This is a genomic window from Streptomyces sp. NPDC059524, from assembly GCF_042749255.1.
Taxonomy (GTDB): domain Bacteria; phylum Actinomycetota; class Actinomycetes; order Streptomycetales; family Streptomycetaceae; genus Streptomyces; species Streptomyces xanthii.
This window is the reverse complement of the sequence record NZ_JBHYTK010000019.1, coordinates 1-22,368: the sequence shown is the minus strand read 5'-3', so window position 1 is coordinate 22,368 and position 22,368 is coordinate 1. Positions and strand designations below refer to the sequence as shown.

Sequence of the window (22,368 nt, the reverse complement as noted above, 5' to 3'; positions counted from 1 at the left end):
AGCCGCACGTTGACCACCGGCACACACGTCGAGGCGTACCTGACCGACCTGCGGGCACGGCAGGCGAAGTCCCGCGCGGGCCGCCAGCCCGCCCGCACCGTCCATCCCGCGGGCGAGCTCACCGTCCCCGCCCACATAGCCCGCTGGGCCGCGCTCCACCCCGATCGCCCCGCCCTGGTCACCGACGACGGCACGCTCGACTACCGCGCGCTCGACGACCTCTGCGCCCGCGTGGCCGGCCGGCTGCACGACGAGGGCGTACGGCCCGGCGACCGCGTCGGCGTCTTCCTGCCCAACGGCGCGCGCTTCGTCGTCACCATGCTCGCCGTGCTGCGCCTCGGCGCCGTGCACGTGCCCGTCAACCCGATGTTCCACGCGGCCGAACTGCGGCACGAACTGACCGACGCCGCCCCCGAGGTCGTCGTCACCCACGACCCGCTGTTGCCCGTCCTCGACGCGGTGCGCGCCGACACCCCCGTCCGCACCGTCCTCGCCGACGCCGACTGGCCGGCCGCGACCGCGCACGCCCGCCACGAGCCGATCGCCGACGACCTCGACGCGCTCGCCGCCCTCAACTACACCGGCGGCACCACCGGCATGCCCAAGGGCTGTGAACACACTCAGCGGCACATGGTCTACACGGCCACCGCCATCGAGAACGGCCGCGCCGCGGACCCCGCCGCCCGCACCGAGCGCATCGTCTCGCTCTGCTACCTCCCCGTCTTCTGGATCGCCGGCGAGAACCTCGGCATCCTCGCCCCGCTCGTCTCCGGCGGCACCAGCGTGCTCCTGCCCCGCTGGAACGCGGGCGCCGTGCTGCGCGCCATAGGCGAGCACGGCGTCACCACGCTCGCCGGGACGGTCGAGAACTACCTCGAACTCCTCGACCGTCCCGAGCTGTCCCGCCATGACCTGTCCACGCTGACCGCGCCGCTCACCGTGTCCTTCATCCGCAAGCTCACCCCCGACATCCGGGCCCGCTGGAAGGCGGCCGTCGGCGAGCACAGCGTCCTGCGCGAGGCCTCGTACGGGATGACCGAGACGCACACCAGCGACACCAACACCCTCGGCTTCCAGGACGGCGACCACGACCTGGTCAGCGACCCCGTCTTCTGCGGACTGCCGGTTCCCGGCACCGACTTCATGGTCGTCGACTTCGTCACCGGCGACCCGCTGCCCCTCGGCGAGCGCGGCGAGATCGTCGTCCGCGGCCCCTCCGTCCTCACCCGCTACTGGCGCGCGCCCGCCGCCACCGCGAGCGCCCTGCGCGACGGCTGGCTGCACACCGGCGACATCGGCGCCCTCGACGAGGACGGCTGCCTGCACTACCTGGGCCGCAACAAGGACATGATCAAGGTCAAGGGCATGAGCGTCTTCCCGACCGAGGTCGAGACGCTGCTCGGACAGCACCCCGAGGTGCTCGCCGCCGCGGTCGTCGCCGTGCCCGACCCCGACAGCGGCGAGCGCCCGCACGCGTTCGTACGGGTCGCCGAGGGCTCCGCGCTGACCGGCGAGGCCCTGCGCGCGTGGGCCGCCACGACCATGGCCGGCTACAAGATCCCGCAGGTCGTCGAAGTCGTCCCCGAACTGCCGCTCACCCCGACCGGGAAGATCAGGAAGACGGAGCTGACCGCTCGAGCCACTCGCACGCGGCCCGCGCCGTGAACTCCTCCTGACCGCCCTTGAAGAGCAGGTCCACGGTGGTGAACGCGGGGTCGCCGGCCTGCGCGGCGACGTACGGGACGGCGATGCAGCGCATGCCCGCCGCGTGCGCCGCCGCCGCCCCCGGTGCCGCGTCCTCCAGGACCACGCAGTGCCGCGGCGCCACCCCGAGCCGGCGGGCCGCCTCCAGGAACACGTCGGGGGCCGGCTTGCCGTGCTCGACCTCGTCCGCCGAGACGTACCGCGACAGCTGCCCGGTCAGCCCTGTGCCCGCGAGGATCGCCTCGATGGCCTCCGGGGACGAACCCGAGGCGACGATCATCGGGACGCCCTCCGCGTGCAGGTGCTCCAGGAACAGCCGCATCTGCGGGAACACGTGCGTCTCGGCGCGGGCCAGCTCCAGATAGCGGGAGTTCATGTCGTCGAGCAGTTCGTCCGCGGGCGCCGCGATGCCGTACCGGCGCTTCCAGATCCCGATGGTCTCCAGCGTGGAGATGCCGACGTACTTCTCGTGGTCGGCCCACGTGAAGTCCGTGACGCCGTACCGGGCGAGCGTGCCGAGCGCCGCCCGGAAGTAGTTGGGCTCGCTGTCCACGAGGGTGCCGTCCAGATCGAAGACGACGGCCGTCGTGCCGAGCCGGTACGCGGGCAGATGGTCGCTCATGCCTTCCAGCATGCAGGAACCGGCGGCCCGGATCACCTGCGCTCGGCTGCCGCGCGCCCGATCGCCTCGACCAGCGGCAGCACCCGGTGCGGAACCCGCTCGCGCAGCGCCACCTCGGTGCGGGTGCGGACGACCCCGGGCAGCCGGTTGAGCTGCTGCACGATGTCCTCCAGGTGCCCCGCGTCGCGCGCCGCGACCCGGGCGAGGAGGTCGCCGCCGCCGGTGATCGAGTACGCCTCGATGATCTCCGGAACGCCCGCCAGGTCGTCGCCCACGTCGGCGAGGTGCCCCTGGGTGACCTCGATGTGCACGAAGGCCAGCACCGGATGCCCGAGCGCGGCGGGGGAGAGGGTGGGCGACGTGCCGGTGATCACGCCGTCCCGTTCCAGACGGTCCAGCCGGGCCTGGAGCGTGCCCCGGGCGACCCCGAGGATCCGCGCGTACTCGCGCACACTCGTACGCGGCTGCTCCAGGAGCAGCCGCAGAATCCGGGTGTCGAGCTGATCCACGGCCATCGGCGGCGTGCTCCCTACGGCATGGCGACAGGGTGGTACGAGTCAGGCGCCACCGACTGTACCAATGGCCCGGCACGCCCGCCCGGCCCGACAACCCCTTCAGGACCGCCCGGTCACCCCAGGTCCCGATGCCGTCGAGCCGCGCACCACCAGTTCCGGCATGAAGACGAACTCGGTGTGCGGGGTGGGCGTTCCGCCGATCTCCTCCAGGACCGCGCGGACCGCCGCCTGGCCCATGGCCTGCACCGGCTTGCGCACCGTCGTCAGGGGCGGGTCGGTGAACGCGATCAGCGGGGAGTCGTCGAAGCCGACCACCGACACGTCGTCCGGGACCTCCAGGCCCCGCCGGCGCGCCTCGCGGATCGCGCCGAGGGCCATCATGTCGCTCGCGCACACGATCGCCGTGCAGCCGCGGTCGAGCAGGTCGGAGGCCGCGGCCTGGCCGCCCTCCAGCGTGTAGAGGGAGTGCTGGACGAGCTCGCGTTCGATGTCCTCGGGCGCGAGAGAGAAACGGTCCTGCATCGCGCGCACGAAGCCCTCGATCTTGCGCTGCACCGGCACGAACCGCTTCGGACCGAGCGCGAGCCCGATCCGGCTGTGTCCGAGCGCCGCGAGATGCGTGACGGCGAGCTGCATCGCGGCCCGGTCGTCCGGCGAGATGAACGGCGCCTGCACCTTGGGCGAGAAGCCGTCCACGAGGACGAACGGGACGCCCTGGGCCCGCAGTTGCTCGTAGCGCTGGGTGTCCGCCGTGGTGTCGGCGTGCAGTCCGGAGACGTAGATGATGCCGGTGACCCCGCGGTCGACGAGCATCTCGGTCAGCTCGTCCTCGGTGGAGCCGCCGGGGGTCTGCGTGGCCAGCACCGGCGTGTAGCCCTGGCGGGTCAGCGCCTGGCCGATGACCTGCGCGAGCGCCGGGAAGATCGGGTTCTCCAGCTCGGGCGTGATCAGGCCGACCAGGCCCTCGCTGCGGCGGCGCAGCCGGACCGGCCGCTCGTAGCCGAGCACGTCGAGGGCGGCGAGCACGGACTGCCGGGTGGCGGAGGCGACGCCGGGCTTCCCGTTCAGCACGCGGCTGACCGTCGCCTCGCTGACACCGGCCTGCGCCGCGATGTCGGCCAGGCGGGCGGTCGCGGGCGGGGACGGCACGGGCCGGCGGCCGGCCTGTGCGGGCAGCTGCGTCATCGCACTCCTCGTAGAGCAACAGGACAAGACCTCAGATGATCCCTGTGTGACGGCCCCGTGGCAAGACCTTGCAGAGCCTTGCAGCCGGGCAAGAGAGAGCAAAATTGGGCAAATCACATAACGCTTGCAGCTCGGGCTGCAAAATTTTTCAGCAAGGTCTTTCGTACGGCTTACCGCGCTGTTACGTTCACGTCGCCCGGCGGCCGCAGCGGCCCAGTCGGCAGAGCCAAACACGGGCTTTCACCCTCTAGGAGATCTCATGCGGCGTGGCATAGCGGCCACCGCGGTGGTGGCGTCCCTCGCACTCGCGGCGACGGCCTGCGGCGGAAGTGACGAGGACGGCGGCAAGGCGTCGGGCCCGGTCACCATCACCTGGTGGGACACCTCGAACGCGACGAACGAGGCCCCCACGTACAAGGCCCTGGCCAAGGAGTTCGAGAAGGCGAACCCCGGCATCAAGGTCAAGTACACCAACGTGCCCTTCGACCAGGCGCAGAACAAGTTCGACACCGCCGCCGGCGCGAGCGGTGCCCCGGACGTGCTGCGCGCCGAGGTCGGCTGGACGCCCGCGTTCGCGAAGAAGAGCTACCTGCTGCCGCTCGACGGCACCGAGGCCCTCGCCGACCAGGACAAGTTCCAGCCGAGCCTGATCAAGCAGGCCCAGTTCGACGGCAAGACCTACGGCGTGCCGCTGGTCACCGACACCCTGGCCCTCGTCTACAACAAGGCGCTCTTCAAGAAGGCGGGCATCACCGAGGCGCCCACCACCTGGGAGGAGCTGAAGGCCGACGCGGCCAAGGTCAAGGACAAGACCGGCGTCGACGGCTACTGGGCCTCCACCGCGGGCTACTACGCCCAGCCGTTCCTCTTCGGCGAGGGCACCGACACCGTCGACGCCCAGGGCAAGAAGATCACCATCTCCTCCGCCGCCGCCAAGAAGGGCCTGACCACCTGGAAGGGCATGTTCGACGGCAAGGGCCTGCACAAGGCCGACGCCACCGCGGACGCCTACGCCCACATCCAGGACGCGTTCGTCAGCGGCAAGGTCGCCGCGATCATCCAGGGCCCCTGGGAGATCACGAACTTCTACAAGGGCTCGGCGTTCAAGGACAAGGCTAACCTCGGCATCGCCACCGTCCCGGCCGGCTCCAGCGGCAAGGCCGGCGCCCCGACCGGCGGACACAACCTGTCCGTCTACGCGGGCTCCGACAAGGCCCACCAGGCGGCGTCGCTCAAGTTCGTCAAGTGGATGACCTCCGCGAAGACGCAGGAGCAGATCGCCCTGAAGAACTCGACGCTGCCCACCCGCGAGGACGCGTACACCGCGAAGGTCACCGCCGACCCGGGCATCGCCGGCTACCAGAAGGTGCTCCCCGCCGCCCAGCCGCGCCCCGAGCTGCCCGAGTACAGCTCGCTGTGGACGCCGATGGACCAGGAGCTCCCGAAGGTCGCGACCGGCAAGGAGACCCTCGACAAGGGTCTCGGCAACCTCGAGACGGCCTTCACCAAGCTGGTCCCCGGCTTCACCAAGTGACCCCGGCGGTCCCGTAGCGCAAGCGGGCGGGGGGGGGGGGGGCGCCGCGCGCGGCGGGCACCGGCTGCCGGGTGCCCTGGGCCTCGCCGGGCGTGGTGATGGCGTCGGCGCTGCGCACGACGGCGTCGGTGCCGCTGGTGGCGCCCGCGAACAGGGAGTCGAAACTGGCGCGCAGCGTGTCGCCCATGACGAGGGTGCCGGCGAGGAACGCGACGCCGAGCAGGACGGCGGTGAACGTTCCGGCGAAGCGCCGTTTGTGGGCGCGCAGCGAGTTGAGGCTGAGTCGTACGGAGGCGTTCATGACGGGCCTCCCGGCCGGGACGCGGCGGTGTCGAAGGCCTTCATGCGGTCGAGGACCTTGTCGGCGGTGGGCTGTTCCATGCGGTCGACGAGGCGGCCGTCGGCGAGGAAGACGACCTCGTCGGCGTGGGCGGCGGCGACCGGGTCGTGGGTGACCATGACGACGGTGCGGCCGGTCTGCCGCACGGTGTCGCCGAGCAGTCCGAGGACCTCCTCGCCGGAGCGGGAGTCGAGGTTGCCGGTGGGTTCGTCGGCGAACACGACCTCGGGCCGCCCGGCGAACGCGCGGGCCACGGCGACGCGCTGCTGCTGCCCGCCGGAGAGTTCGGCGGGCCGGTGGTGCAGCCGGTCGCGCAGTCCCACGACGTCGATGAGCGCGTCCAGCCATTCCGCGTCGGGGCGGCGTCCGGCCAGATCGGTCGGCAGGGTGATGTTCTCGGCGACGGTGAGGGTCGGCACCAGGTTGAAGGCCTGGAAGACGAAGCCGATCCGGTCGCGGCGCAGCAGCGTGAGCCGCCGGTCGTCGAGGGCGCTCAGCTCGGTGTCGCCGATGTGGGCGGAGCCCTCGGTGAGGGTGTCGAGCCCGGCCGCGCAGTGCATCAGGGTCGACTTGCCGGAGCCCGAGGGCCCCATGATCGCGGTGAAGCGTCCGGCGCGGAAGCCGACGGTCACGCCGTCGAGGGCACGGACGGCGGTGTCGCCGGAGCCGTACACCTTGACGGCGTTCTCGACGCGCGCCGCGGTGCGGGTGAGCGTCGTGGTGGTCATGCCGCACCGCCCTTCGTGCCGTGCCGGCCGAACTCCTCGTCGAGGACGCTCAGGCGCCGCCAGTACTCGTCCTCGTCGATCTCACCGGCGGCGAAGCGCCGGCCGAGCACGGTGATCGGCGAGGTCTCGTCGGTCCGCGCCTGCGGCCCCCGGTCCCAGGGCCCGCGGCGTCCGCGCCACACCGTGCGGCGCAGCAGGGTCACGACGCCGATCACGACGGCCGCCCAGACGAGCGGGAAGAACAGGATCCACGGGCCGGGCCCGTCACCGCCGAAGTACGCCAGGGTCTCCATCTGACTCATCTCCCGAGGGGGTTGCTGCCGGGTTTTCCGACACTTCGAGCGTCCCGCCGCAGGGGGGTCCGAGTCGTCGTGCAGCCGGCGGCAGTGCGCGTACCACCACGGGAGTACGGGGGCCGCGGGCGCCTGCTCCCCCGGCTTCGGTCCCGACCCCCTCGATTCTGTAACTACTAGTATGTACAGTGAGGGCATGAGCACTCAGGAACGCCTCGTGGAGGCGACGCGCGAGCTGCTGTGGGAGCGCGGTTACGTGGGCACGAGCCCGAAGGCGATCCTGCAGCGCGCGGGCGTCGGCCAGGGCAGCATGTACCACCACTTCACCGGCAAGCAGGATCTGGCGCTGGCCGCGATCCGGCGCACCGGCGCGGAGCTGCGCGCGGCCGTGGACCGGCTGCTGGACACGGACACCTCGGCGTACGCCCGCATCGAGGCGTACCTGCTGCGCGAGCGCGACGTGCTGCGCGGCTGCCCCGTGGGCCGGCTGACGATGGACCCGGACGTGATCGCCGACCCGGAGCTGCGGGCGCCGGTCGACGAGACGATCGCGTACATCGAGGGCCGGCTCGCCGCGATCGTCCAAGAGGGCGTGGACAGCGGGGAGTTCGCGCCACGCCTCGTGCCGGCCGAGATCGCGGCGACAGTCCTCGCGACGGTGCAGGGCGGCTATGTGCTGGCCCGCGCCTCGGGTGCGACGGAGGCCTTCGACGGTGCCGTCCGCGGCCTGCTCTCCCTGCTCGCCCCCTGATTCAACTCCCTTCCCCTTTCACCTTCTTGCGAGTTTCCCCTTCTTACGAGTGAGGACTCCCCGTGCAGATCACGCGCACCGGCACCGTGTCCCAGCAGGGTCCGGCCGAACACTTCACCGGCACGGTCCGCCTCGAACAGGTCGCGGCACCCGAACCGCCGTCCCGTCTGCGCATGTTCAACGTGCACTTCGCGCCCGGCGCCCACACCGCCTGGCACACCCACCCGCGCGGCCAGGTGCTGCACGTGCTGGCGGGCGAGGGCCGCGTGCAGCGCGAGGGCGGCCCGGTGGAGGTGATCCGGCCGGGCGACTCGGTGTGGATCGAGCCGGACGAGCGGCACTGGCACGGCGCGGGCCCGCGCACCTCCATGACCCATCTGGCCACGGTCGAGGCCGCCGAGGACGGCACGACCGTGTGCTGGGGCGAGCACGTCGGCCCCGCCGCCTACCCGGATGCCTGAGCGACGCCCGAGAGACGCCTGAGAGGAACCCGCGATGCACGCGCTGCAGTACGAGATCACCCTGCCCGCCGACTACGACATGGACGTGATCCGGGAGCGGGTCGCCACGAAGGGGCATCTGCTCGACGCCTTCCCCGGGCTGGCGGCGAAGGCGTACCTGATGCGGGAGCGCGGCGTCGCCGGCTCGCCCGTGAACCAGTACGCGCCCTTCTACCTGTGGGCCGGCTCCGAGGGCATGAACAGCTTTCTCTGGGGTCCCGGATTCCGTGGCCTGGCCGCCGACTTCGGCCGCCCGGTGGTGCAGCACTGGATGGGCGTGACGTACGAGCCGGGCCGCGCGGGTGACGCCCCGGCTCGTACCGCGGTGCGCCGCCGCACACTGATCACCGAAGGTTACGAACTGGAGTCCCTGGTACCCGAGTTGGAGCGTGAGGTGTCCCGACTCGCCGCTTGCGAGGGTGTGATGTTCGCGGCGGGGGCGCTGGATCCGCGCACCTGGGAGCGGTGCGTCTTCTCGGTGTGGTCGGAGACCGAACCGGCCGCCGAGGGCGAGGTCTTCCAGGTTCTGCATCTGTCCGAGCCGGAGCGGGACGGTCTGAAGCCGGGGCGGCAGTGGTGAGTGCGGCCGTCCGGGGTGTGCGCGGCGACCTGGATCCTGCGCTGCTCGGGGTCGTGGACGCGCACGACCATCTCTTCTTCCGCAGCCCGCTGTTGAAGGGGCAGGAGCTCGACGACGCCGGCCTCGCGCGGGAGGAGCTGGCGGCCTACGCGGCGGCAGGCGGCGGCACCGTCGTGCAGTGGACGCCGTACGGGCTCGGCCGCCGGGCCGAGGAGCTGCCGGCGCTGTCGGAGGCCACGGGCGTGCACCTCGTCGCCGCGACGGGGATGCATCAAGCGGCGCACTACACGCGGGAGTTGCTCGACGTCCGCCGCTCCGACCTGGCCGCCCTCTTCGTGCGTGAGCTCACCGGAGGGATCGGGGACAGCGGGGTGCGGGCGGGCCTGATCAAGGTCGCGGGCGGCTTCCACGCGCTCGACGCGCACGCCCGGTGGACGATGTCGGCCGCCGCCGAGGCGCATCACGCGACGGGGGCGCCGATCGCGGTCCACCACGAGATGGGGACGGGCGCGCTGGACGTGCTGGACCTGCTGTGCGGTGAGCTGGAGGTGCCGGCGCACCGGGTGATCCTCGGGCACCTCAACCGCTCCCCCGACCTCGTGCTCCAGGCGGAGGCCGCGCGCTCGGGCGCCTATCTGGCCTTCGACGGCCCGTCGCGCGCCCATCACGCGACGGACTGGCGGATGCCGGAGGCGATGGCCGCGCTGGCCGACGCCGGGTACGCGGACCGGCTGCTGCTCGGCGGGGACACGACGACGGCGGGCGCCCGGTCCGTGAGCGGCGGCCCGGGGATGCCGTATCTGCTGCGGCGGGTGCGGCCCCGCCTGGAGACGGCGCTCGGCGCGGACGGGCTGGAGCGGGTGCTCGTCGCCAACCCGGCCCGGGCCTTCGCCGTCGAGTGGGCCTGAGCCTCAGCCCTGCGCGGTGAGCGCGCCGAGCGGGTCGTCGAGGACGGGCTGCCAGGCCAGTTCGGCCGCGCCGACGAGACTGTTGTGGTCGAGCGTGCAGGCCAGGATCGGTACGCCGCCGCTGCGGCCCCACAGGCTGCGGTCGGCGACGACGGCGCGCAGCCGCTCCGGGTCGGCGTCGAGCAGCGAGCGGTGCAGGCCGCCGAGGATGATGCGGTCCGGGTTGAGGATGTTGACCAGCCCGGCCAGGCCGAGGCCGAGGCGGTCGATGAGCGCCTCGGTGGCCGCGCGGACCGCGGGGTCGTCCTTCTGCGTACGGATCAGCTCGCGGGCCTGCGTGAGCAGCGAGCCGTTGGGGTCCGGGGTGCGGCCGGCGGCCGTGAGCAGGGCGAGCGGGTCGGTCTCGACATCGAGGCAGCCGCGGCTTCCGCAGTGACAGGGGTGCCCCTCGGGGTTCACGGTGAGGTGGCCGACCTCAAGGGCGAGCCCCGAACTCCCGGTGTGCAGACGGCCGTCGAGGACGAGGGCGCCGCCTACGCCGCGGTGTCCGGTGGCGACGCACAGCAGGTCGCGGGCGCCCCGTCCGGCGCCGTGCCGGTGCTCGGCGAGCGCGCCCAGGTTGACGTCGTTCGCGGCGAAGGCGGGCCCGTCGAGTCCGGCCTCGCGCACCCGGTCGGCGAAGATCTCACGGACCGGGGACCCGGCGGGCCAGGCGAGGTGCAGCGGGTTGAGGGCGGTGCCCTCGGGCTCGGCGACAGCGGACGGCACGGCCAGTCCCGCGCCGACGCAGCGCCGGCCGGTCTCCTCCAGGAGCCGCACGCCGGTCTCCACGACGGAGCGCAGCACGTGCGCCGGGTCGGGACCGATGATCTCGCGACCGGGGGCGCTGGCGACGATGCGGCCGCCGAGAGCGACGAGCGCCGCGCGGTAGCCGTCGGAGTGGACCTGTGCGGCGAGCGCGACGGGCCCGTCGTCGGCGAGGGAGAGGCGGTGCGAGGGCCGGCCCTGCGCACCGGCGGCGGCGCTGGGCCGCGCGTCGATCCGGATGAGGCCGAGCGCCTCCAGTTCGGCGGCGACGGCGCCCGCGGTGGCGCGGGTCACGCCGAGCTCGGAGGTGAGGACGGCGCGGGTCGGGGCGCGTCCGGTGTGGACGAGTTCGAGTGCGGGGCCGAGCGCGCTGCGCCCCCGCTCCAGACGCGGTGTGCGTACGGCACCGTCGCCCGTCGTAGGGCCCCCGTTTCCGGAGGCCGCCCTGCCGCCCATCAGCAACTCCTCGCCGTGATCACCGTCAGGCATCGTAGCCGCTCACCCGGAGGGTGATGTTGAGACGGCCGCTCAGGCCCAGTTCCGGGGGCGCGCTGCCCGGATCGGTGCGGGGCACGCCGTGGTAGGCGTACCGGGCGGGGCCGCCGAACACGAAGAGGTCGCCGCTGCGCAGCTCGATGTCGGTGTACGGCCGGGTGCGGGTCTCGGTGTTGCCGAACCGGAAGACGCAGGTGTCGCCGAGGCTGAGGGAGACGACGGGTGCGGGCGAGCGTTCGTCGCGGTCCTGGTGCATGCCCATGTGGGCGCCGGGACCGTAGTGGTTGATCAGCGCGATGTCGTAGGGCTCGGCGGGCGCCTCGCCCAGGGCCTCCTCGGCGGCCCGGCGTCCGAGCTCCGCGAGTTCGCCGGGCATCGGCTTCACGGGCTGCCCGTCGCCGTCGACAGCGGTGCGAGAGTAGCCGTACGGGTACCAGTGCCACCCCAGACAGAACTGACGGGCCGTCATGGCACCGCCGCCGGGGAGGAGTACCTCGCGCAGGCCCGCGGGCGGAGCGGCCCAGGTGCGGCAGCTCTCGACCAGGTGCCGCTGCGCCTCGGCGCCGAGCCAGTCGGGCAGGTGCACGGCGCCGGGGGTGATCTCCCTGCGGTCCCGGGCGAAGAGCTCGTTCATACGGCCATTCTCGCCCGGGTCCGCCGGGGGGCGGCCGGTCAGCCGCGCAGCACCATGATCAGGTCGCTGACCGTGCGGATCATGGCCTCGCGTCCGACGGTGAGGTACTTGCGGGAGTCCACCGCGTCGGGGTGCGCCGCGAGGAACTCGCGGATGGCGCCGGTCATCGCGATGTTGAGCGCCGTGCCCACGTTCACCTTGGCGATGCCGCCGCGCACGGCCTCGGCGAGCTCGGCGTCGGGGACGCCGGAGGAGCCGTGCAGGACCAGCGGCACGTCGAGGCCTTCGGCCAGCCGCTTGAGCAGGTCGTGGTCGAGGGTGGCGGTGCGGGTCGTCATGGCGTGCGAGGAGCCGACGGCGACGGCGAGCGCGTCCACGCCCGCGTCGGTGACGAAGCCGCGGGCCTCGCCGGGGTCGGTGCGGGCGCCCGGCGCGTGGGCGTCGAGCGGCGCGGCCCCGTCCTTGCCGCCGACCTCGCCGAGCTCGGCCTCCACCCACAGGCCGTTGGCGTGGCCCCAGTCGGCGGCGGCGCGGGTCGCGGCCAGGTTCTCGTCGTAGGGCAGTTTCGCCGCGTCGTACATGACCGAGCTGAAGCCCGCGTCGGCGGCCTGGCGCAGCAGCTCGTCGCTCTGCACGTGGTCGAGGTGGAGGGCGACGTCGACGCCGGCGGAATCGGCGACGGCGGCGGCCGCGCGGGCCAGCGGCAGCAGCCGGCCGTAGCGGTAGCGCACCGCGTTCTCGCTGATCTGGAGGATCACCGGGGCCTCGACGGCCTCGGCCCCCGCCACGACGGCCTCGACGTGCTCCAGGGTGATGACGTTGAACGCGGCGACCGCGCCGCGGCGGGCGGCCGCCGCGCCGACGAGCGTCCCCGTTGCTGCGAGAGGCACGGGATGTCCCCTTTCAAGTACGGTGACGCGATGGTCAGTTGGCGTCGAGGATCACGGAGCGCGTGAGGTGGCGCGGCTGGTCGGGGTCGAGGTTCCGGCGGGCCGCGACGGCGACCGCGAGGCGCTGGGCGCGGACCAGTTCGGCCAGCGGGTCGAGGCGGCCCTCCACCCACAGCGCGCCGGTCCCGGCGACCTGCTCGGCCAGGCCCTCGGGGGCCTCGCCGAGCATCCAGGTGGCGGTGCCGTGGGTGGTGACGCTGATGGGGCCGTGGCGGTACTCCATCGCGGGGTACGCCTCGGTCCAGGACAGGGAGGCCTCGCGCATCTTGAGCGCCGCCTCGTTGGCGAGACCCACGGTCCAGCCGCGACCGAGGAAGGTGAACTGCTCACAGGCGTCGAGGCCCGCGGGCAGCGGCTCGGCGAGCGCCGTACGGGCGTCGGCGACGGCCTGCTCGGTGTGCAGGCCGAGGTGGGCGCGGAGCAGAGTGAGCGCGGTGGTGGCGAAGCGGGTCTGCACGACGGACTGCTCGTCGGCGAACTCGAGGACCACGAGGTCGTCGGCGGCGGTGCGGATCGGGGTCTCGGGGTCACCGGTGATCGCGGTGGTGCGGCCCGTGCCCTTGAGGGCGGCCAGCAGGTCGAGGACCTCGGTGGTGGTGCCGGAGCGGGTGAGCGCGACGACCCGGTCGTAACGGCGCCCGGCCGGGAACTCGGAGGCGGCGAAGGCGTCGGTCTCGCCCTGTCCGGACTCCTCGCGCAGCACGGCGGCGGCCTGCGCCATGAACCAGGAGGTGCCGCAGCCGACGATCGCGACCCGCTCCCCCGCCTGCGGCAGCGCCGCCTTGTGCTGGGCGGCCAGGCCCGCGGCCCGCGTCCAGCACTCCGGCTGGCTGTTCAGCTCGTTCTCGACATGGCTCATGCCGTGCCCCACTCCCCGGTTCGGCGCGCTGACCCAGCGCGATTCGCTCTCTTGCTTGTTCCTGCAAGGTATAGCTATCTTTCAAGCATTATCAAGCATTCGCGCGCACACCGGCTAGGGTTCCGGTGACGAACGGGCCGCTCGACGAATGGAGACCGCGCATGTCCCGCGACGCCCGCTGGAAGTCCCTTCTCGAGCTGCTCGTCGAGCGCGGCCGGCTCGACGTGGAGGACGCGGCGACCGAACTCGGCGTCTCGGCCGCGACGATCCGGCGCGACTTCGATCAACTGGCGGAGCAGCAGATGCTCGTGCGCACGCGCGGCGGCGCCGTCGTGCACGGCGTCAGCTACGAGCTGCCGCTGCGGTACAAGACGGCGCTGGGGGCCGCCGAGAAGCAGCGCATCGCGAAGGCGGTCGCCGAACTCCTCACGCCCGGCGAGGCGGTGGGCCTCACCGGCGGCACGACGACGACCGAGGTGGCCCGCGCGCTGGCCGTCCGCCCCGACTTCTCCTCCGGCACGCCCGCGCTGACGATCGTCACGAACGCGCTGAACATCGCGAACGAGCTGGCGGTGCGCCCCCAGTTCAAGATCGTGCTCACCGGCGGGGTGGCCCGCCCCCAGTCCTACGAACTCATCGGCCCGCTCGCCGACGGGGTCCTCGGCCAGATCACGATGGACACCGCCGTCCTCGGCGTCGTCGGCCTGGACGTCACGCACGGCGCGTCCGCGCACGACGAGGCGGAGGCAGCGATCAACCGCCTCCTGTGCGAGCGCGCGGAACGCGTGATCGTGGCGGCCGACTCCAGCAAGCTCGGCCAGCGCGCCTTCGCCCGCATCTGCGACGTGTCCGCCCTGGACGTCCTGGTCACGGACACGGCGGCACCCCCGGAGGTCCTGGCCCGCTTCGAGGAGGCGGGCGTGACCGTGGTGGCGGTCTGAGGAAGGGCTGAGGGCGCCTCGGACGACGGCGCCCGTAGGGGCGGCGCGCTCGGGCCGGTACGGGATGGGCCGTCGGGGGGCTGGGGACGGACTCGGGCCGGCCGCAGCCATCGCGCCAGGAGCGCGCTCGGACCGACAGCCGCTACGGAGCCATGGGGAATCGCGCCCGCCAACCACCATCAGGTCAGGAGCGGCTCGGGCCGACACCGGCCATCGGGCCAAGGGCGAACTCGGGCCGACACCGGACACAGGGCCAGGGGCGGGCTCAGACCCGCAGACCCCCCTGCCGGGCCTAAGGCGAACTTGAGCCGAATCCGGCCGTCGAGCCAGGGCGGGTTCAGGCCGACACCGGCCATCGAGCCGAAGGCGGGCTCGGCCCGGTAGTTGAACAGCGCGGACCTCGCCGGGCTCTCGGGCTCTCGGGCTACCTCGACCCCACCGCGCGGCCGGGCGCCGGATCGGCACCGCCACCACCGGCAGCGGCACCCACACGCACACCCACACCCCCACCCACATCAAGCCCGCCCACCTCGAGTGCGGGCCACCTCTCACTCAGGCCGTCTTGTCCGGGCCCGCCCCACACCCCTACCCTGAGTTTGTGCCGCTACTGAACAAACTCCGGACCGTCAACGCCGACGCCCCGCGCAACGCCCCGCTGACCCGGCTGCGTATCGCCCTGACCGTGTTCTTCGCCCTCGACGGGTTCGTCTTCGCCGGGTGGGTGGTGCGGATTCCGGCGATCAAGGCGCAGACCGGGGCCTCCGCGAGCGCGCTGGGGCTCGCGCTGCTCGGGGTGTCGGCCGGGGCCGTGGTGACGATGATGCTGACGGGGCGGTTGTGCCGCCGGTTCGGCAGTCACACGGTCACGGTCGCCTGTGGCGTCCTGCTCCCGCTGACCGTGGCGCTGCCGCCGCTCACCCACAGCCCCGTCACGCTCGGCCTGGTGCTGCTCGTGTTCGGCGCCGCGTACGGCGGCATCAACGTGGCGATGAACAGCGCCGCCGTAGATCTGGTCGCCGCGCTGCGCCGCCCCGTGATGCCGAGTTTCCACGCCGCGTTCAGCCTGGGCGGCATGGTGGGCTCGGGCCTCGGCGGGCTGGTCGCGGGGCACCTGTCCCCCACCCGGCACCTCCTCGCGATCACCGTGATCGGCCTGGTCGTCACTGCGGTCACGGCCCCGACCCTGCTGCGCCACCCCGCCCCGCGCCCGCCCGAGCAGCTCCCGGCCCCCACCGAACAGCCCCGAGACACACGACGCGGCACCCGAGGCATCGTGCTGGTCTTCGGTCTCATCGCCCTGTGCACGGCGTACGGGGAGGGCGCGCTCGCGGACTGGAGCGCGCTGCACATGGAGCAGGACCTGGGCGCCCACCCGGGCGTCGCCGCCGCCAGCTACGCGTGCTTCGCGTTCGCCATGACGATCGGCCGGCTCAGCGGCACGGCTCTGCTCGAACGGCTCGGCAGGACCCGGACGCTGGTGGCGGGCGGGGCGACGGGCGCGGCCGGCATGCTGCTCGGCGCCCTGGCACCTTCCGTCTGGCTCGCGCTGGCCGGGTTCGTGATCACCGGGATCGGCCTCGCGAACCTCTTCCCCGTCGCGGTCGAGCGGGCCGGGGCGCTCGCGGGCCCGACAGGCGTCGCGGCGGCGTCGACGCTCGGCTACGGCGGGATGCTGCTCGGCCCGCCGGCCATCGGCTTCATGGCCGACTGGTTCTCGCTGCCGGCGGCGCTCACCAGCGTGGCGCTGCTCGCGGCGGTGGCGGCGACGATCGGGTTCGCGACGCGGCGGGTGGCGGTCGGCAGTTGAGGCCTGAAGGGCCTGGCCGGCCCAGGGCGCAGGCCCGACCCGCGTACGCACACGAGGGCGGGCCGAGCAGGGAGATCCCCCGCCCGGCCCGCCCGTACGCTGCTAGAGGTCCAGCTGGTACTGGTGCGTCGTGTGCGTCGGCACGTAGCCGAGGCTGTCGTTGATGTGCCGCATGTGCGCGTTGCTGTCCGCCGTGTCCGTCAGCAGGCCGCCGAGGCCCGGAAGGTCACGGTGGGCCCGGCGGATCGACTCGGCCTTCATCCAGCGGCCGAGACCGTGTCCCCGGTGCTCGGGCAGGACACCCGTGCCGTAGTGCTGACCGTCGCCGGTGCCGTCGCCGGGCGTGACGAGTTCGGTGAACCCGGCGATCGAACCGTCCGAGGTGTCGACGGCCACGACGGTGTCCAGCCGGTCGCCGCGCGCCGCGACGGCCCGCGCGACGGCCCGGACCCGGTCCACGTCCCAGGTCACCGTGCCGTAGTCGGTGTCGTCCATGGGCATGTCGTCCATGGCCCGGCGCGACGCGGCGAACGTGACGGCCAGTTCGTCGGGGACGGTGCCCTGCCAGGCCTCCAGCCGGTAGCCGGGATGCGGGCGCTCGACGGTCTCGGCGAGTGCGGCGGCGTCCACGTCGGCCAGCGGCAGCCGGGCGTACCGCAGGGTGAGGACCTTGCGGAAGCCGCGCGCGGGCAGGAACCGGTCGGCGGACGAGCCTGCGTCGGCCTGCGCGACGACGCTGCGCCGGGCCTCGTCCCGGGCGGCGGCCACGGCGGCGTCGAGCAGCCGGGAGCCGACGCGCTTGCGGCGCTCGTCGGGGTGGACGCGCAGCGTCAGCTCGGCCAGGTGCTGCTGGCCGGGGTCGGTGAACAGGCGCAGGAAGGCGGTGCCGACGGGGTGCTCGTCGGCGTCGGACGCCAGCCATGCCAGACGTCGGCCGTGCGGCCCGTCGGCGGGGTCGGTCAGCGGGGTGAGGTGCAGCGACAAGGTGTCTCCGTGATGAGGATGCGGTCATGGGCGGTACGGGGGTCCGACTGCCGGGCACTCCTGCGCATGTGCTCCACACCTCCTCGTCGACGGCGCCGCTCCTCCCGAACGGGCGGACGGCGCACCGAACCTAGCGGCTCCTCCCTTCCCCGGCAACGCATTTGAGGCCGCAGGAGAACAGAGAAAAACTCCTGCCCGGGGGCGGGCTTCACCCGGCACACTCACCCCATGGACATCGCCGAACACCTTCAGGCCCTCGACCGGGAGGGCCGCGCGCTCGCGGACGCCGCCGAGCGGGCCGGGACCGACGCCAAGGTCCCCACCTGCCCCGACTGGCAGATCCGCGACCTGCTGCGGCACACGGGCATGGTGCACCGCTGGGCCGCGGCCTTCGTCGCGGAGGGCCACACCTCGTACCACCCCGACGGAGGGCTGCCCGATCTCGACGGGGAGGCGCTCATCGCCTGGTTCCGGGAGGGGCACGCCCAGCTCGTGGACACGCTCACGCACGCCGCGCCCGACGTGGCGTGCTGGAGTTTCCTGCCCGCCCCGTCGCCGCTCGCGTTCTGGGCGAGGCGGCAGGCGCACGAGACGACCGTGCACCGCGTGGACGCCCAGTCGGCGCTAGCGGCCGCGCCGGACACCGTCCCGCGCGAGCTCGCCGTCGACGGGATCGAGGAACTGCTCCTCGGCATGCACGCCCGCCCCAAGAGCCGGGTGCGGTCCGACGCGCCCAAGGTGCTGCGGGTGCGGGCGACGGACGCCGACCGCGTGTGGACCGTACGGATCGGTCAGGAGCCCCCGGCGACCGAGTCCGGCGACGCGGGCGAGGCCGACTGCGAAGTGGCCGGGACCGCCGCGCGCCTGTACGTGGCGCTGTGGAACCGCGCGCCGTTCCCGTCCGTGAGCGGCGACGCCTCCGTCGCCACACTGTGGCGGGAGAACTCGGCGATCACCTGGGGCTGAGACGGCGGGCCGCGCGGGCCGTCAGGCGCCGGACTCCAGCATCCGGCTCAGGACGGCCCGCTGCAGCGGCCGCACCTCGGCGTGCAGCGCCCGCCCCTTCGGCGTCAGGCACACCCGTACGCCGCGACGGTCCTCGCTGCACATGCCGCGCGCGACGAGGCCGTCCTTCTCCAGGCGGCCGATGAGCCGGGACAGGGCGCTCTGGCTCAGGTGGACCTGGCCGGCGATCTCCTGCACGCGGAACCCGGCGGAGTCGTCCTGCGGGGTGCCTTCGGCGAGCACGTCGAGCACCTCGAAGTCGCTGGCGCCCAGGCCGTGTCCGTGCAGCTCGCGGTCGAGCTCACACATGGTGCGCGCGTGCTTGGCGAGGATGTCCCGCCATTGATCCACGAGGCCCGCGCCGGCCCTCGCTTCCGACTCCTGTGCCGTCATAACCGCACCGTAGCAGAAAAGACGCCCTTTGTTGCATCGGAATTAAATGCACTTGCAGTCAATGCATGTGCATGTAGTGTGCTGCGCATGACCTCTCCGCTCACCGACGCCGCGGCGTCCGCTCCGCTGTCCCCGGAGCCGACCGCCAAGGATCCGTCGACCGCACCGGACCAGTCCCACTGGTCGCCCCGGCTGTGGGGGACCCTGCTCGTACTCTGCGCCGCGATGTTCCTCGACGCGCTCGACGTCTCGATGGTCGGCGTCGCCCTGCCCTCGATCGGCACCGAACTCGGCCTCTCGACGGCGACCCTCCAGTGGGTCGTCAGCGGCTACATCCTGGGCTATGGCGGCCTGCTGCTGCTCGGCGGCCGCGCGGCCGACCTGCTCGGGCGGCGCCGCGTCTTCCTGATCGCGCTCGGCGTCTTCGCCCTGGCCTCCGTACTCGGCGGACTCGTCGACTCCGGGCCGCTGCTCATCGCCAGCCGGTTCATCAAGGGCCTCAGCGCGGCCTTCACCGCACCGGCCGGCCTCTCCATCATCACGACGACGTTCGCCGAGGGCCCGGTCCGCAACCGCGCCCTGTCCATCTACACCACCTGCGCCGCCACCGGCTTCTCCATGGGCCTCGTCCTGTCCGGACTGCTCACCGAGGCCAGCTGGCGCCTGACGATGCTGCTGCCCGCGCCGATCGCCCTGATCGCGCTGCTCGTCGGCATCAAGCTCATCCCGCACAGCGCCAAGGAGGAGAACCACCGCGGCTACGACGTCCCGGGCGCCGTCACCGGCACTCTGTCGATGCTGCTGCTCGTCTTCACCGTGGTCCAGGCGCCGGAGGCCGGCTGGGGCTCGCCCCGCACCCTCCTCTCCTTCCTCGCCGTCGCCGTCCTCCTCACCCTCTTCGTCCGCATCGAGCGGCGCTCGCCCGGCCCGCTGATCCGGCTCGGCGTGCTGCGCTCCGGCTCGCAGATCCGGGCCCAGCTCGGCGCGATGACCTTCTTCGGCTCGTACGTCAGCTTCCAGTTCCTCGCGACGCTCTACCTGCAGTCGCTGCTCGGCTGGTCGGCGCTCAGCATGGCGCTGGCGTTCCTGCCGGCGGGTGCGCTGGTGGCGCTGTCCTCGACGAAGGTCGGCGCGGTCGTGGACCGGTTCGGCACGCCGCGGCTCATCGCGGTCGGCTTCGGGCTGATGGTCGTCGGCTACGCGCTCTTCCTCCGGATCAACCTCGACCCCGTCTACGCGGTCGTCATCCTGCCGACGATGCTGCTGATCGGCGCCGCGTGCGCCCTGGTCTTCCCGTCCCTCAACATCCAGGCCACCAATGGTGTGGACGACGACGAACAGGGCATGGTCTCCGGCCTCCTGAACACATCCGTGCAGGTGGGCGGGGCGATCTTCCTCGCCGTCGTGACCGCGGTCGTGACCGCGAACGCCCCGGAGGGCTCCTCCCCGCAGGCCGTCCTCGACAGCTTCCGGCCGGGCCTCGTGGTGGTCACCGCGATCGCCGTGGTGGGCCTGCTGATCACGCTGCCGGGCCTGCGGCGCATCCGCTCGCGAGACTCGGTGGTCGTGGCCCGCTCCGTACCGGAGACAGCGGAGGACCGCGTCCCCGTACGGGACTGACCCCACCCCGCACGAGAGGGACCGGCCCGCCACGGGGGTGCGAGCCGGTCCCTCTTCCCCGTGCCCCGTCAGGGGCGCCGGGAACTGGGCGAGAAGCCCCACCGGGGCCGCAGCCGCCCCACACGCGCACACCCCACGCCGAACCCGCCGCGGGACGAGCGCCCTGCCACCCCAGGCGGAACGGGACTGATCAAGTCCCGGGCCGGACTCGCCCCGTCAGGGGCGCGAGGAACTGCGCGAGAAGCCCCACCGACCCGCAGCCGCGCCACACGCCCGGAACCCACCCCGAGGGCCGCCCAGCACGCGCGCGGCGGTCAGCCCAGCCAGCCCGGCCGGACCAGGCCCGATTCGTAGGCCAGAACGACCAGTTGGGCCCGATCGCGTGCACCGAGCTTCACCATCGTCCGGCTCACGTGCGTCTTCGCCGTGAGCGGACTGACGACGAGCCGCCGCGCGATCTCCTCGTTGGACAGCCCGATCCCGACCAGCGCCATCACCTCCCGCTCCCGCTCCGTGAGCTCCGCGAGCGCCCCCACCGCAGCCGGTTCCTTCGACCGCGCGGCGAACTCGGAGATCAGCCGCCGGGTCACCCCGGGCGACAGCAGCGCGTCCCCGTCCACGACGGCCCGCACCGCCCGCAGCAGTTCGTCGGGCTCCGTGTCCTTGACGAGGAACCCGGACGCCCCGGCGCGGATCGCCTCGAAGACGTACTCGTCGAGCTCGAAGGTGGTGAGCATGACGACGCGTACGGCCGACAGGTCCGGGTCGTAACCGATGCGCCGCGTCGCCGCGAGCCCGTCGAGCAGCGGCATCCGGATGTCCATGAGCACGACGTCGGGCCGCAGTTCGCGGACCATCCGGACCGCCGCCTCCCCGTCGGCGGCCTCGCCCGCCACCTCGATGTCGGGCTGGGCGTCGAGCAGCGCCTTGAATCCGGCGCGGACCAGCGACTGGTCGTCGGCGAGCAGGACACGGATCAACGGGGTGCCTCCGATGACGGTGCGGGCGGAGCCGGCGACGCGGCCGGCGGTGTGCGCGGCAGCGAGGCGACGACCCGGAATCCGCCGTCGGCCCGCGGGCCCGCCTCGATCGTGCCACCGAGCGCGGCCGCCCGCTCCCGCATTCCGGCGAGTCCGTTGCCGCTGCCGCCGGCTTCGGCGTGGCTCGCGGGCCCGTCGTCGTCGACGGTGAGGATCACGGCGTCGGCGTCGTGCCGCACCCGCACCCGGGCCCGCCGGGACTCGGAGTGCCGTACGACGTTGGTCAGCGCCTCCTGCACGATGCGGAACGCGGCGAGGTCGGCGCCGGGCGCGAGCGGCACCGGCTTCCCCTCCGTAGCGACGTCGACGGTGAGTCCGGCGTGGCCGGCCTGCTCGACGAGTTCGGGCAGCCGGTCGAGTCCGGGGGCCGGGGCGCGGGGCGCGTCGCCGGGCGTCCGCAGGGTGTCGAGGACCTGGCGCACCTCGCCGAGGGCCTCCTTGCTGGCGGCCTTGATGGTGGTGAGCGCGGTGCGTGCCTGCTCCGGGTCGCCGTCGAGCAGGGCGAGGCCGACGCCCGCCTGCACGTTGATCACGGAGAGGGAGTGGGCGAGGACGTCGTGGAGTTCGCGGGCGATGCGCAGCCGTTCCTCGTCGGCGCGCCGGCGGGCGGCCCGTTCCCGTTCCGCGCGGGCCTGCTGCCATTGCTCGCGGCGCGCCCGGGCCAGTTCGGCGACGGCGACGATGGCGAGCACCCAGGCGAGGATCAGCCCTTCCTGCCCCCAGGACGCGGCGTCGTCGTGGGCGGGCGGCAGGTGCGGGTAGAGCCAGTGCGCGACGACGAGATGCCCGAGCCAGAGCAGCCCGACCGCGCCCCACGCGGCCCACCGGTACCCGGCGACGATCGCGGAGAAGCAGGCCAGCGCCACGGTGAGGAAGACGGGCCCGTACGGATATCCGGCGCCCAGATAGACGAGCGCCAGCACGGCCGTGCCGAAGGCGACGACGACGGGGTACCGCTGCCGCCACAGCAGGGCGAGCCCGGCGGCGAGCAGCAGAAGGCGGGCGAACACGTCGAGCTGGACCCGGTCGGCCTGGCCGTGCCCCGCGAAGCTCGACCCGAGCAGCACGAACGCCGTGACGAACACCGTGGACCGCCACGGCCACCGCGTACCACCGGCCCGGTTCCACCAGGCGGGCCCTTGGTTCCACCACCCGGGCCCCGGCCCGCTCCAC

23 protein-coding genes and 1 pseudogene are annotated in these 22,368 nt (G+C 73.2%); 10 read left to right on the top strand and 14 right to left on the bottom strand.

The annotated features are described in order from the left end of the window. The first annotated feature begins 9 nt into the window (after positions 1-9). Positions 10-1,665, top strand: a complete 1,656-nt coding sequence (locus ACFW9D_RS08365; RefSeq protein ID WP_384619274.1) for an AMP-binding protein — start codon at positions 10-12, stop codon at positions 1,663-1,665. On the opposite strand, the gene ACFW9D_RS08360 is transcribed toward ACFW9D_RS08365, so the two are convergent. The 3 genes from ACFW9D_RS08360 to ACFW9D_RS08350 all read right to left on the bottom strand — a co-directional run bounded on the left by ACFW9D_RS08360 (position 1,613) and on the right by ACFW9D_RS08350 (position 4,026). Continuing rightward, positions 1,613-2,326 carry an HAD family hydrolase gene (locus ACFW9D_RS08360; RefSeq protein WP_384619272.1) on the bottom strand — a complete coding sequence of 238 codons (714 nt, stop codon included), beginning with the start codon at positions 2,324-2,326 and terminating at the stop codon, positions 1,613-1,615. The genes ACFW9D_RS08365 and ACFW9D_RS08360 overlap by 53 nt on opposite strands. Before the next feature lie 32 nt (positions 2,327-2,358). After that, positions 2,359-2,841, bottom strand: coding sequence for an Lrp/AsnC family transcriptional regulator (locus tag ACFW9D_RS08355; RefSeq protein ID WP_384619271.1), 483 nt, complete (start codon positions 2,839-2,841; stop codon positions 2,359-2,361). A 99-nt stretch (positions 2,842-2,940) separates the two neighbouring features. Then, entirely contained in the window at positions 2,941-4,026 is a 1,086-nt protein-coding gene (locus tag ACFW9D_RS08350) for a LacI family DNA-binding transcriptional regulator (protein ID WP_188340327.1), read from the bottom strand. Positions 4,027-4,285: 259 nt separating this feature from the next. On the opposite strand from ACFW9D_RS08350, the gene ACFW9D_RS08345 reads away from it, so the two are divergent. Beyond that, positions 4,286-5,560 (top strand): extracellular solute-binding protein, encoded by a 1,275-nt coding sequence (locus ACFW9D_RS08345; RefSeq protein WP_384619269.1) that lies wholly within the window; start codon positions 4,286-4,288, stop codon positions 5,558-5,560. A 58-nt stretch (positions 5,561-5,618) separates the two neighbouring features. On the opposite strand, the pseudogene ACFW9D_RS08340 reads toward ACFW9D_RS08345, so the two are convergent. From ACFW9D_RS08340 to ACFW9D_RS08330, 3 genes and pseudogenes are all read right to left on the bottom strand, one after another. Beyond that, positions 5,619-5,861: pseudogene (locus ACFW9D_RS08340) on the bottom strand (hypothetical protein); the annotation flags it as partial. Beyond that, a complete protein-coding gene (locus ACFW9D_RS08335) occupies positions 5,858-6,628 on the bottom strand; it encodes an ABC transporter ATP-binding protein (RefSeq protein ID WP_384619267.1) in 771 nt (256 codons plus the stop codon). The pseudogene ACFW9D_RS08340 and the gene ACFW9D_RS08335, both read right to left, overlap by 4 nt. Further along, positions 6,625-6,921: an SHOCT domain-containing protein gene (locus ACFW9D_RS08330; protein ID WP_188341707.1), complete on the bottom strand. Its 297-nt coding sequence runs from the start codon at positions 6,919-6,921 to the stop codon at positions 6,625-6,627. Before ACFW9D_RS08330 ends, ACFW9D_RS08335 begins: the two co-directional genes overlap by 4 nt. Positions 6,922-7,102: 181 nt before the next feature. On the opposite strand from ACFW9D_RS08330, the gene ACFW9D_RS08325 reads away from it, so the two are divergent. The 4 genes from ACFW9D_RS08325 (at position 7,103) to ACFW9D_RS08310 (ending at position 9,660) form a co-directional block, all read left to right on the top strand. After that, a complete protein-coding gene (locus tag ACFW9D_RS08325) occupies positions 7,103-7,672 on the top strand; it encodes a TetR/AcrR family transcriptional regulator (protein WP_384619265.1) in 570 nt (189 codons plus the stop codon). Positions 7,673-7,734: 62 nt separating this feature from the next. Continuing rightward, positions 7,735-8,133, top strand: coding sequence for a cupin domain-containing protein (locus tag ACFW9D_RS08320; RefSeq protein WP_384619262.1), 399 nt, complete (start codon positions 7,735-7,737; stop codon positions 8,131-8,133). Positions 8,134-8,167: 34 nt separating this feature from the next. After that, positions 8,168-8,752, top strand: coding sequence for a DUF4865 family protein (locus tag ACFW9D_RS08315; protein ID WP_384619260.1), 585 nt, complete (start codon positions 8,168-8,170; stop codon positions 8,750-8,752). Then, positions 8,746-9,660 (top strand): phosphotriesterase, encoded by a 915-nt coding sequence (locus tag ACFW9D_RS08310; protein WP_384619258.1) that lies wholly within the window; start codon positions 8,746-8,748, stop codon positions 9,658-9,660. The genes ACFW9D_RS08315 and ACFW9D_RS08310 overlap by 7 nt, the downstream gene beginning before the upstream one ends. A gap of 3 nt (positions 9,661-9,663) precedes the next feature. Here the strand turns inward: ACFW9D_RS08310 and ACFW9D_RS08305 are convergent, their stop codons facing one another. The 4 genes from ACFW9D_RS08305 to ACFW9D_RS08290 are packed head-to-tail and all read right to left on the bottom strand — an operon-like array spanning position 9,664 to position 13,405. Next, positions 9,664-10,923, bottom strand: coding sequence for an ROK family protein (locus ACFW9D_RS08305; RefSeq protein WP_188341706.1), 1,260 nt, complete (start codon positions 10,921-10,923; stop codon positions 9,664-9,666). Between the two features lie 25 nt (positions 10,924-10,948). Beyond that, positions 10,949-11,596: an alpha-ketoglutarate-dependent dioxygenase AlkB family protein gene (locus ACFW9D_RS08300; RefSeq protein ID WP_384619256.1), complete on the bottom strand. Its 648-nt coding sequence runs from the start codon at positions 11,594-11,596 to the stop codon at positions 10,949-10,951. A gap of 38 nt (positions 11,597-11,634) precedes the next feature. Then, on the bottom strand, positions 11,635-12,486 hold the full coding sequence (locus ACFW9D_RS08295; RefSeq protein ID WP_188340413.1) for a class II fructose-bisphosphate aldolase: 852 nt from the start codon (positions 12,484-12,486) through the stop codon (positions 11,635-11,637). A 34-nt stretch (positions 12,487-12,520) separates the two neighbouring features. Further along, the gene (locus tag ACFW9D_RS08290; protein ID WP_384619253.1) at positions 12,521-13,405 is read right to left on the bottom strand and encodes an SIS domain-containing protein; all 885 of its coding nucleotides are present in this window, start codon (positions 13,403-13,405) and stop codon (positions 12,521-12,523) included. Positions 13,406-13,566: 161 nt separating this feature from the next. Here ACFW9D_RS08290 and ACFW9D_RS08285 point away from each other — a divergent pair, with 161 nt between their 5' ends. Both ACFW9D_RS08285 and ACFW9D_RS08280 read left to right on the top strand, forming a co-directional pair. Beyond that, positions 13,567-14,346, top strand: a complete 780-nt coding sequence (locus ACFW9D_RS08285) for a DeoR/GlpR family DNA-binding transcription regulator (protein WP_188340411.1) — start codon at positions 13,567-13,569, stop codon at positions 14,344-14,346. Between the two features lie 598 nt (positions 14,347-14,944). Then, positions 14,945-16,153, top strand: coding sequence for an MFS transporter (locus ACFW9D_RS08280; protein ID WP_384619249.1), 1,209 nt, complete (start codon positions 14,945-14,947; stop codon positions 16,151-16,153). Between the two features lie 102 nt (positions 16,154-16,255). On the opposite strand, the gene ACFW9D_RS08275 is transcribed toward ACFW9D_RS08280, so the two are convergent. Then, positions 16,256-17,137 (bottom strand): GNAT family N-acetyltransferase, encoded by an 882-nt coding sequence (locus tag ACFW9D_RS08275; protein WP_384619246.1) that lies wholly within the window; start codon positions 17,135-17,137, stop codon positions 16,256-16,258. A gap of 228 nt (positions 17,138-17,365) precedes the next feature. Between ACFW9D_RS08275 and ACFW9D_RS08270 the strand changes: the two genes are divergently transcribed. Beyond that, positions 17,366-18,103: a maleylpyruvate isomerase family mycothiol-dependent enzyme gene (locus ACFW9D_RS08270; protein ID WP_384619244.1), complete on the top strand. Its 738-nt coding sequence runs from the start codon at positions 17,366-17,368 to the stop codon at positions 18,101-18,103. Positions 18,104-18,124: 21 nt separating this feature from the next. Here the strand turns inward: ACFW9D_RS08270 and ACFW9D_RS08265 are convergent, their stop codons facing one another. Beyond that, complete coding sequence (locus tag ACFW9D_RS08265; RefSeq protein WP_188340407.1) at positions 18,125-18,535, bottom strand: MarR family winged helix-turn-helix transcriptional regulator; 411 nt, start codon at positions 18,533-18,535, stop codon at positions 18,125-18,127. A gap of 87 nt (positions 18,536-18,622) precedes the next feature. On the opposite strand from ACFW9D_RS08265, the gene ACFW9D_RS08260 reads away from it, so the two are divergent. Next, positions 18,623-20,155, top strand: a complete 1,533-nt coding sequence (locus tag ACFW9D_RS08260; protein ID WP_384619242.1) for an MFS transporter — start codon at positions 18,623-18,625, stop codon at positions 20,153-20,155. A 314-nt stretch (positions 20,156-20,469) separates the two neighbouring features. On the opposite strand, the gene ACFW9D_RS08255 is transcribed toward ACFW9D_RS08260, so the two are convergent. Then, positions 20,470-21,135, bottom strand: a complete 666-nt coding sequence (locus ACFW9D_RS08255; protein WP_384619239.1) for a response regulator — start codon at positions 21,133-21,135, stop codon at positions 20,470-20,472. Beyond that, the coding region (locus tag ACFW9D_RS08250; protein WP_384619236.1) for a sensor histidine kinase at positions 21,132-22,368 on the bottom strand (1,237 nt) is incomplete at its 5' end. The genes ACFW9D_RS08250 and ACFW9D_RS08255, both read right to left, overlap by 4 nt.

Excerpts from the sequence above, each read along its gene's own strand:
- ACFW9D_RS08355 (WP_384619271.1), bottom strand. The coding sequence starts at position 2,841 with ATGGCCGTGGATCAGCTCGACACCCGGATTCTGCGGCTGCTCCTGGAG.
- ACFW9D_RS08285 (WP_188340411.1), top strand. The coding sequence starts at position 13,567 with ATGTCCCGCGACGCCCGCTGGAAGTCCCTTCTCGAGCTGCTCGTCGAG.
- ACFW9D_RS08335 (WP_384619267.1), bottom strand. The coding sequence starts at position 6,628 with ATGACCACCACGACGCTCACCCGCACCGCGGCGCGCGTCGAGAACGCC.
- ACFW9D_RS08360 (WP_384619272.1), bottom strand. The coding sequence starts at position 2,326 with ATGAGCGACCATCTGCCCGCGTACCGGCTCGGCACGACGGCCGTCGTC.
- ACFW9D_RS08350 (WP_188340327.1), bottom strand. The coding sequence starts at position 4,026 with ATGACGCAGCTGCCCGCACAGGCCGGCCGCCGGCCCGTGCCGTCCCCG.
- ACFW9D_RS08325 (WP_384619265.1), top strand. The coding sequence starts at position 7,103 with ATGTACAGTGAGGGCATGAGCACTCAGGAACGCCTCGTGGAGGCGACG.
- ACFW9D_RS08305 (WP_188341706.1), bottom strand. The coding sequence starts at position 10,923 with ATGGGCGGCAGGGCGGCCTCCGGAAACGGGGGCCCTACGACGGGCGAC.
- ACFW9D_RS08300 (WP_384619256.1), bottom strand. The coding sequence starts at position 11,596 with ATGAACGAGCTCTTCGCCCGGGACCGCAGGGAGATCACCCCCGGCGCC.
- ACFW9D_RS08290 (WP_384619253.1), bottom strand. The coding sequence starts at position 13,405 with ATGAGCCATGTCGAGAACGAGCTGAACAGCCAGCCGGAGTGCTGGACG.
- ACFW9D_RS08315 (WP_384619260.1), top strand. The coding sequence starts at position 8,168 with ATGCACGCGCTGCAGTACGAGATCACCCTGCCCGCCGACTACGACATG.
- ACFW9D_RS08260 (WP_384619242.1), top strand. The coding sequence starts at position 18,623 with ATGACCTCTCCGCTCACCGACGCCGCGGCGTCCGCTCCGCTGTCCCCG.
- ACFW9D_RS08265 (WP_188340407.1), bottom strand. The coding sequence starts at position 18,535 with ATGACGGCACAGGAGTCGGAAGCGAGGGCCGGCGCGGGCCTCGTGGAT.
- ACFW9D_RS08345 (WP_384619269.1), top strand. The coding sequence starts at position 4,286 with ATGCGGCGTGGCATAGCGGCCACCGCGGTGGTGGCGTCCCTCGCACTC.
- ACFW9D_RS08270 (WP_384619244.1), top strand. The coding sequence starts at position 17,366 with ATGGACATCGCCGAACACCTTCAGGCCCTCGACCGGGAGGGCCGCGCG.
- ACFW9D_RS08330 (WP_188341707.1), bottom strand. The coding sequence starts at position 6,921 with ATGGAGACCCTGGCGTACTTCGGCGGTGACGGGCCCGGCCCGTGGATC.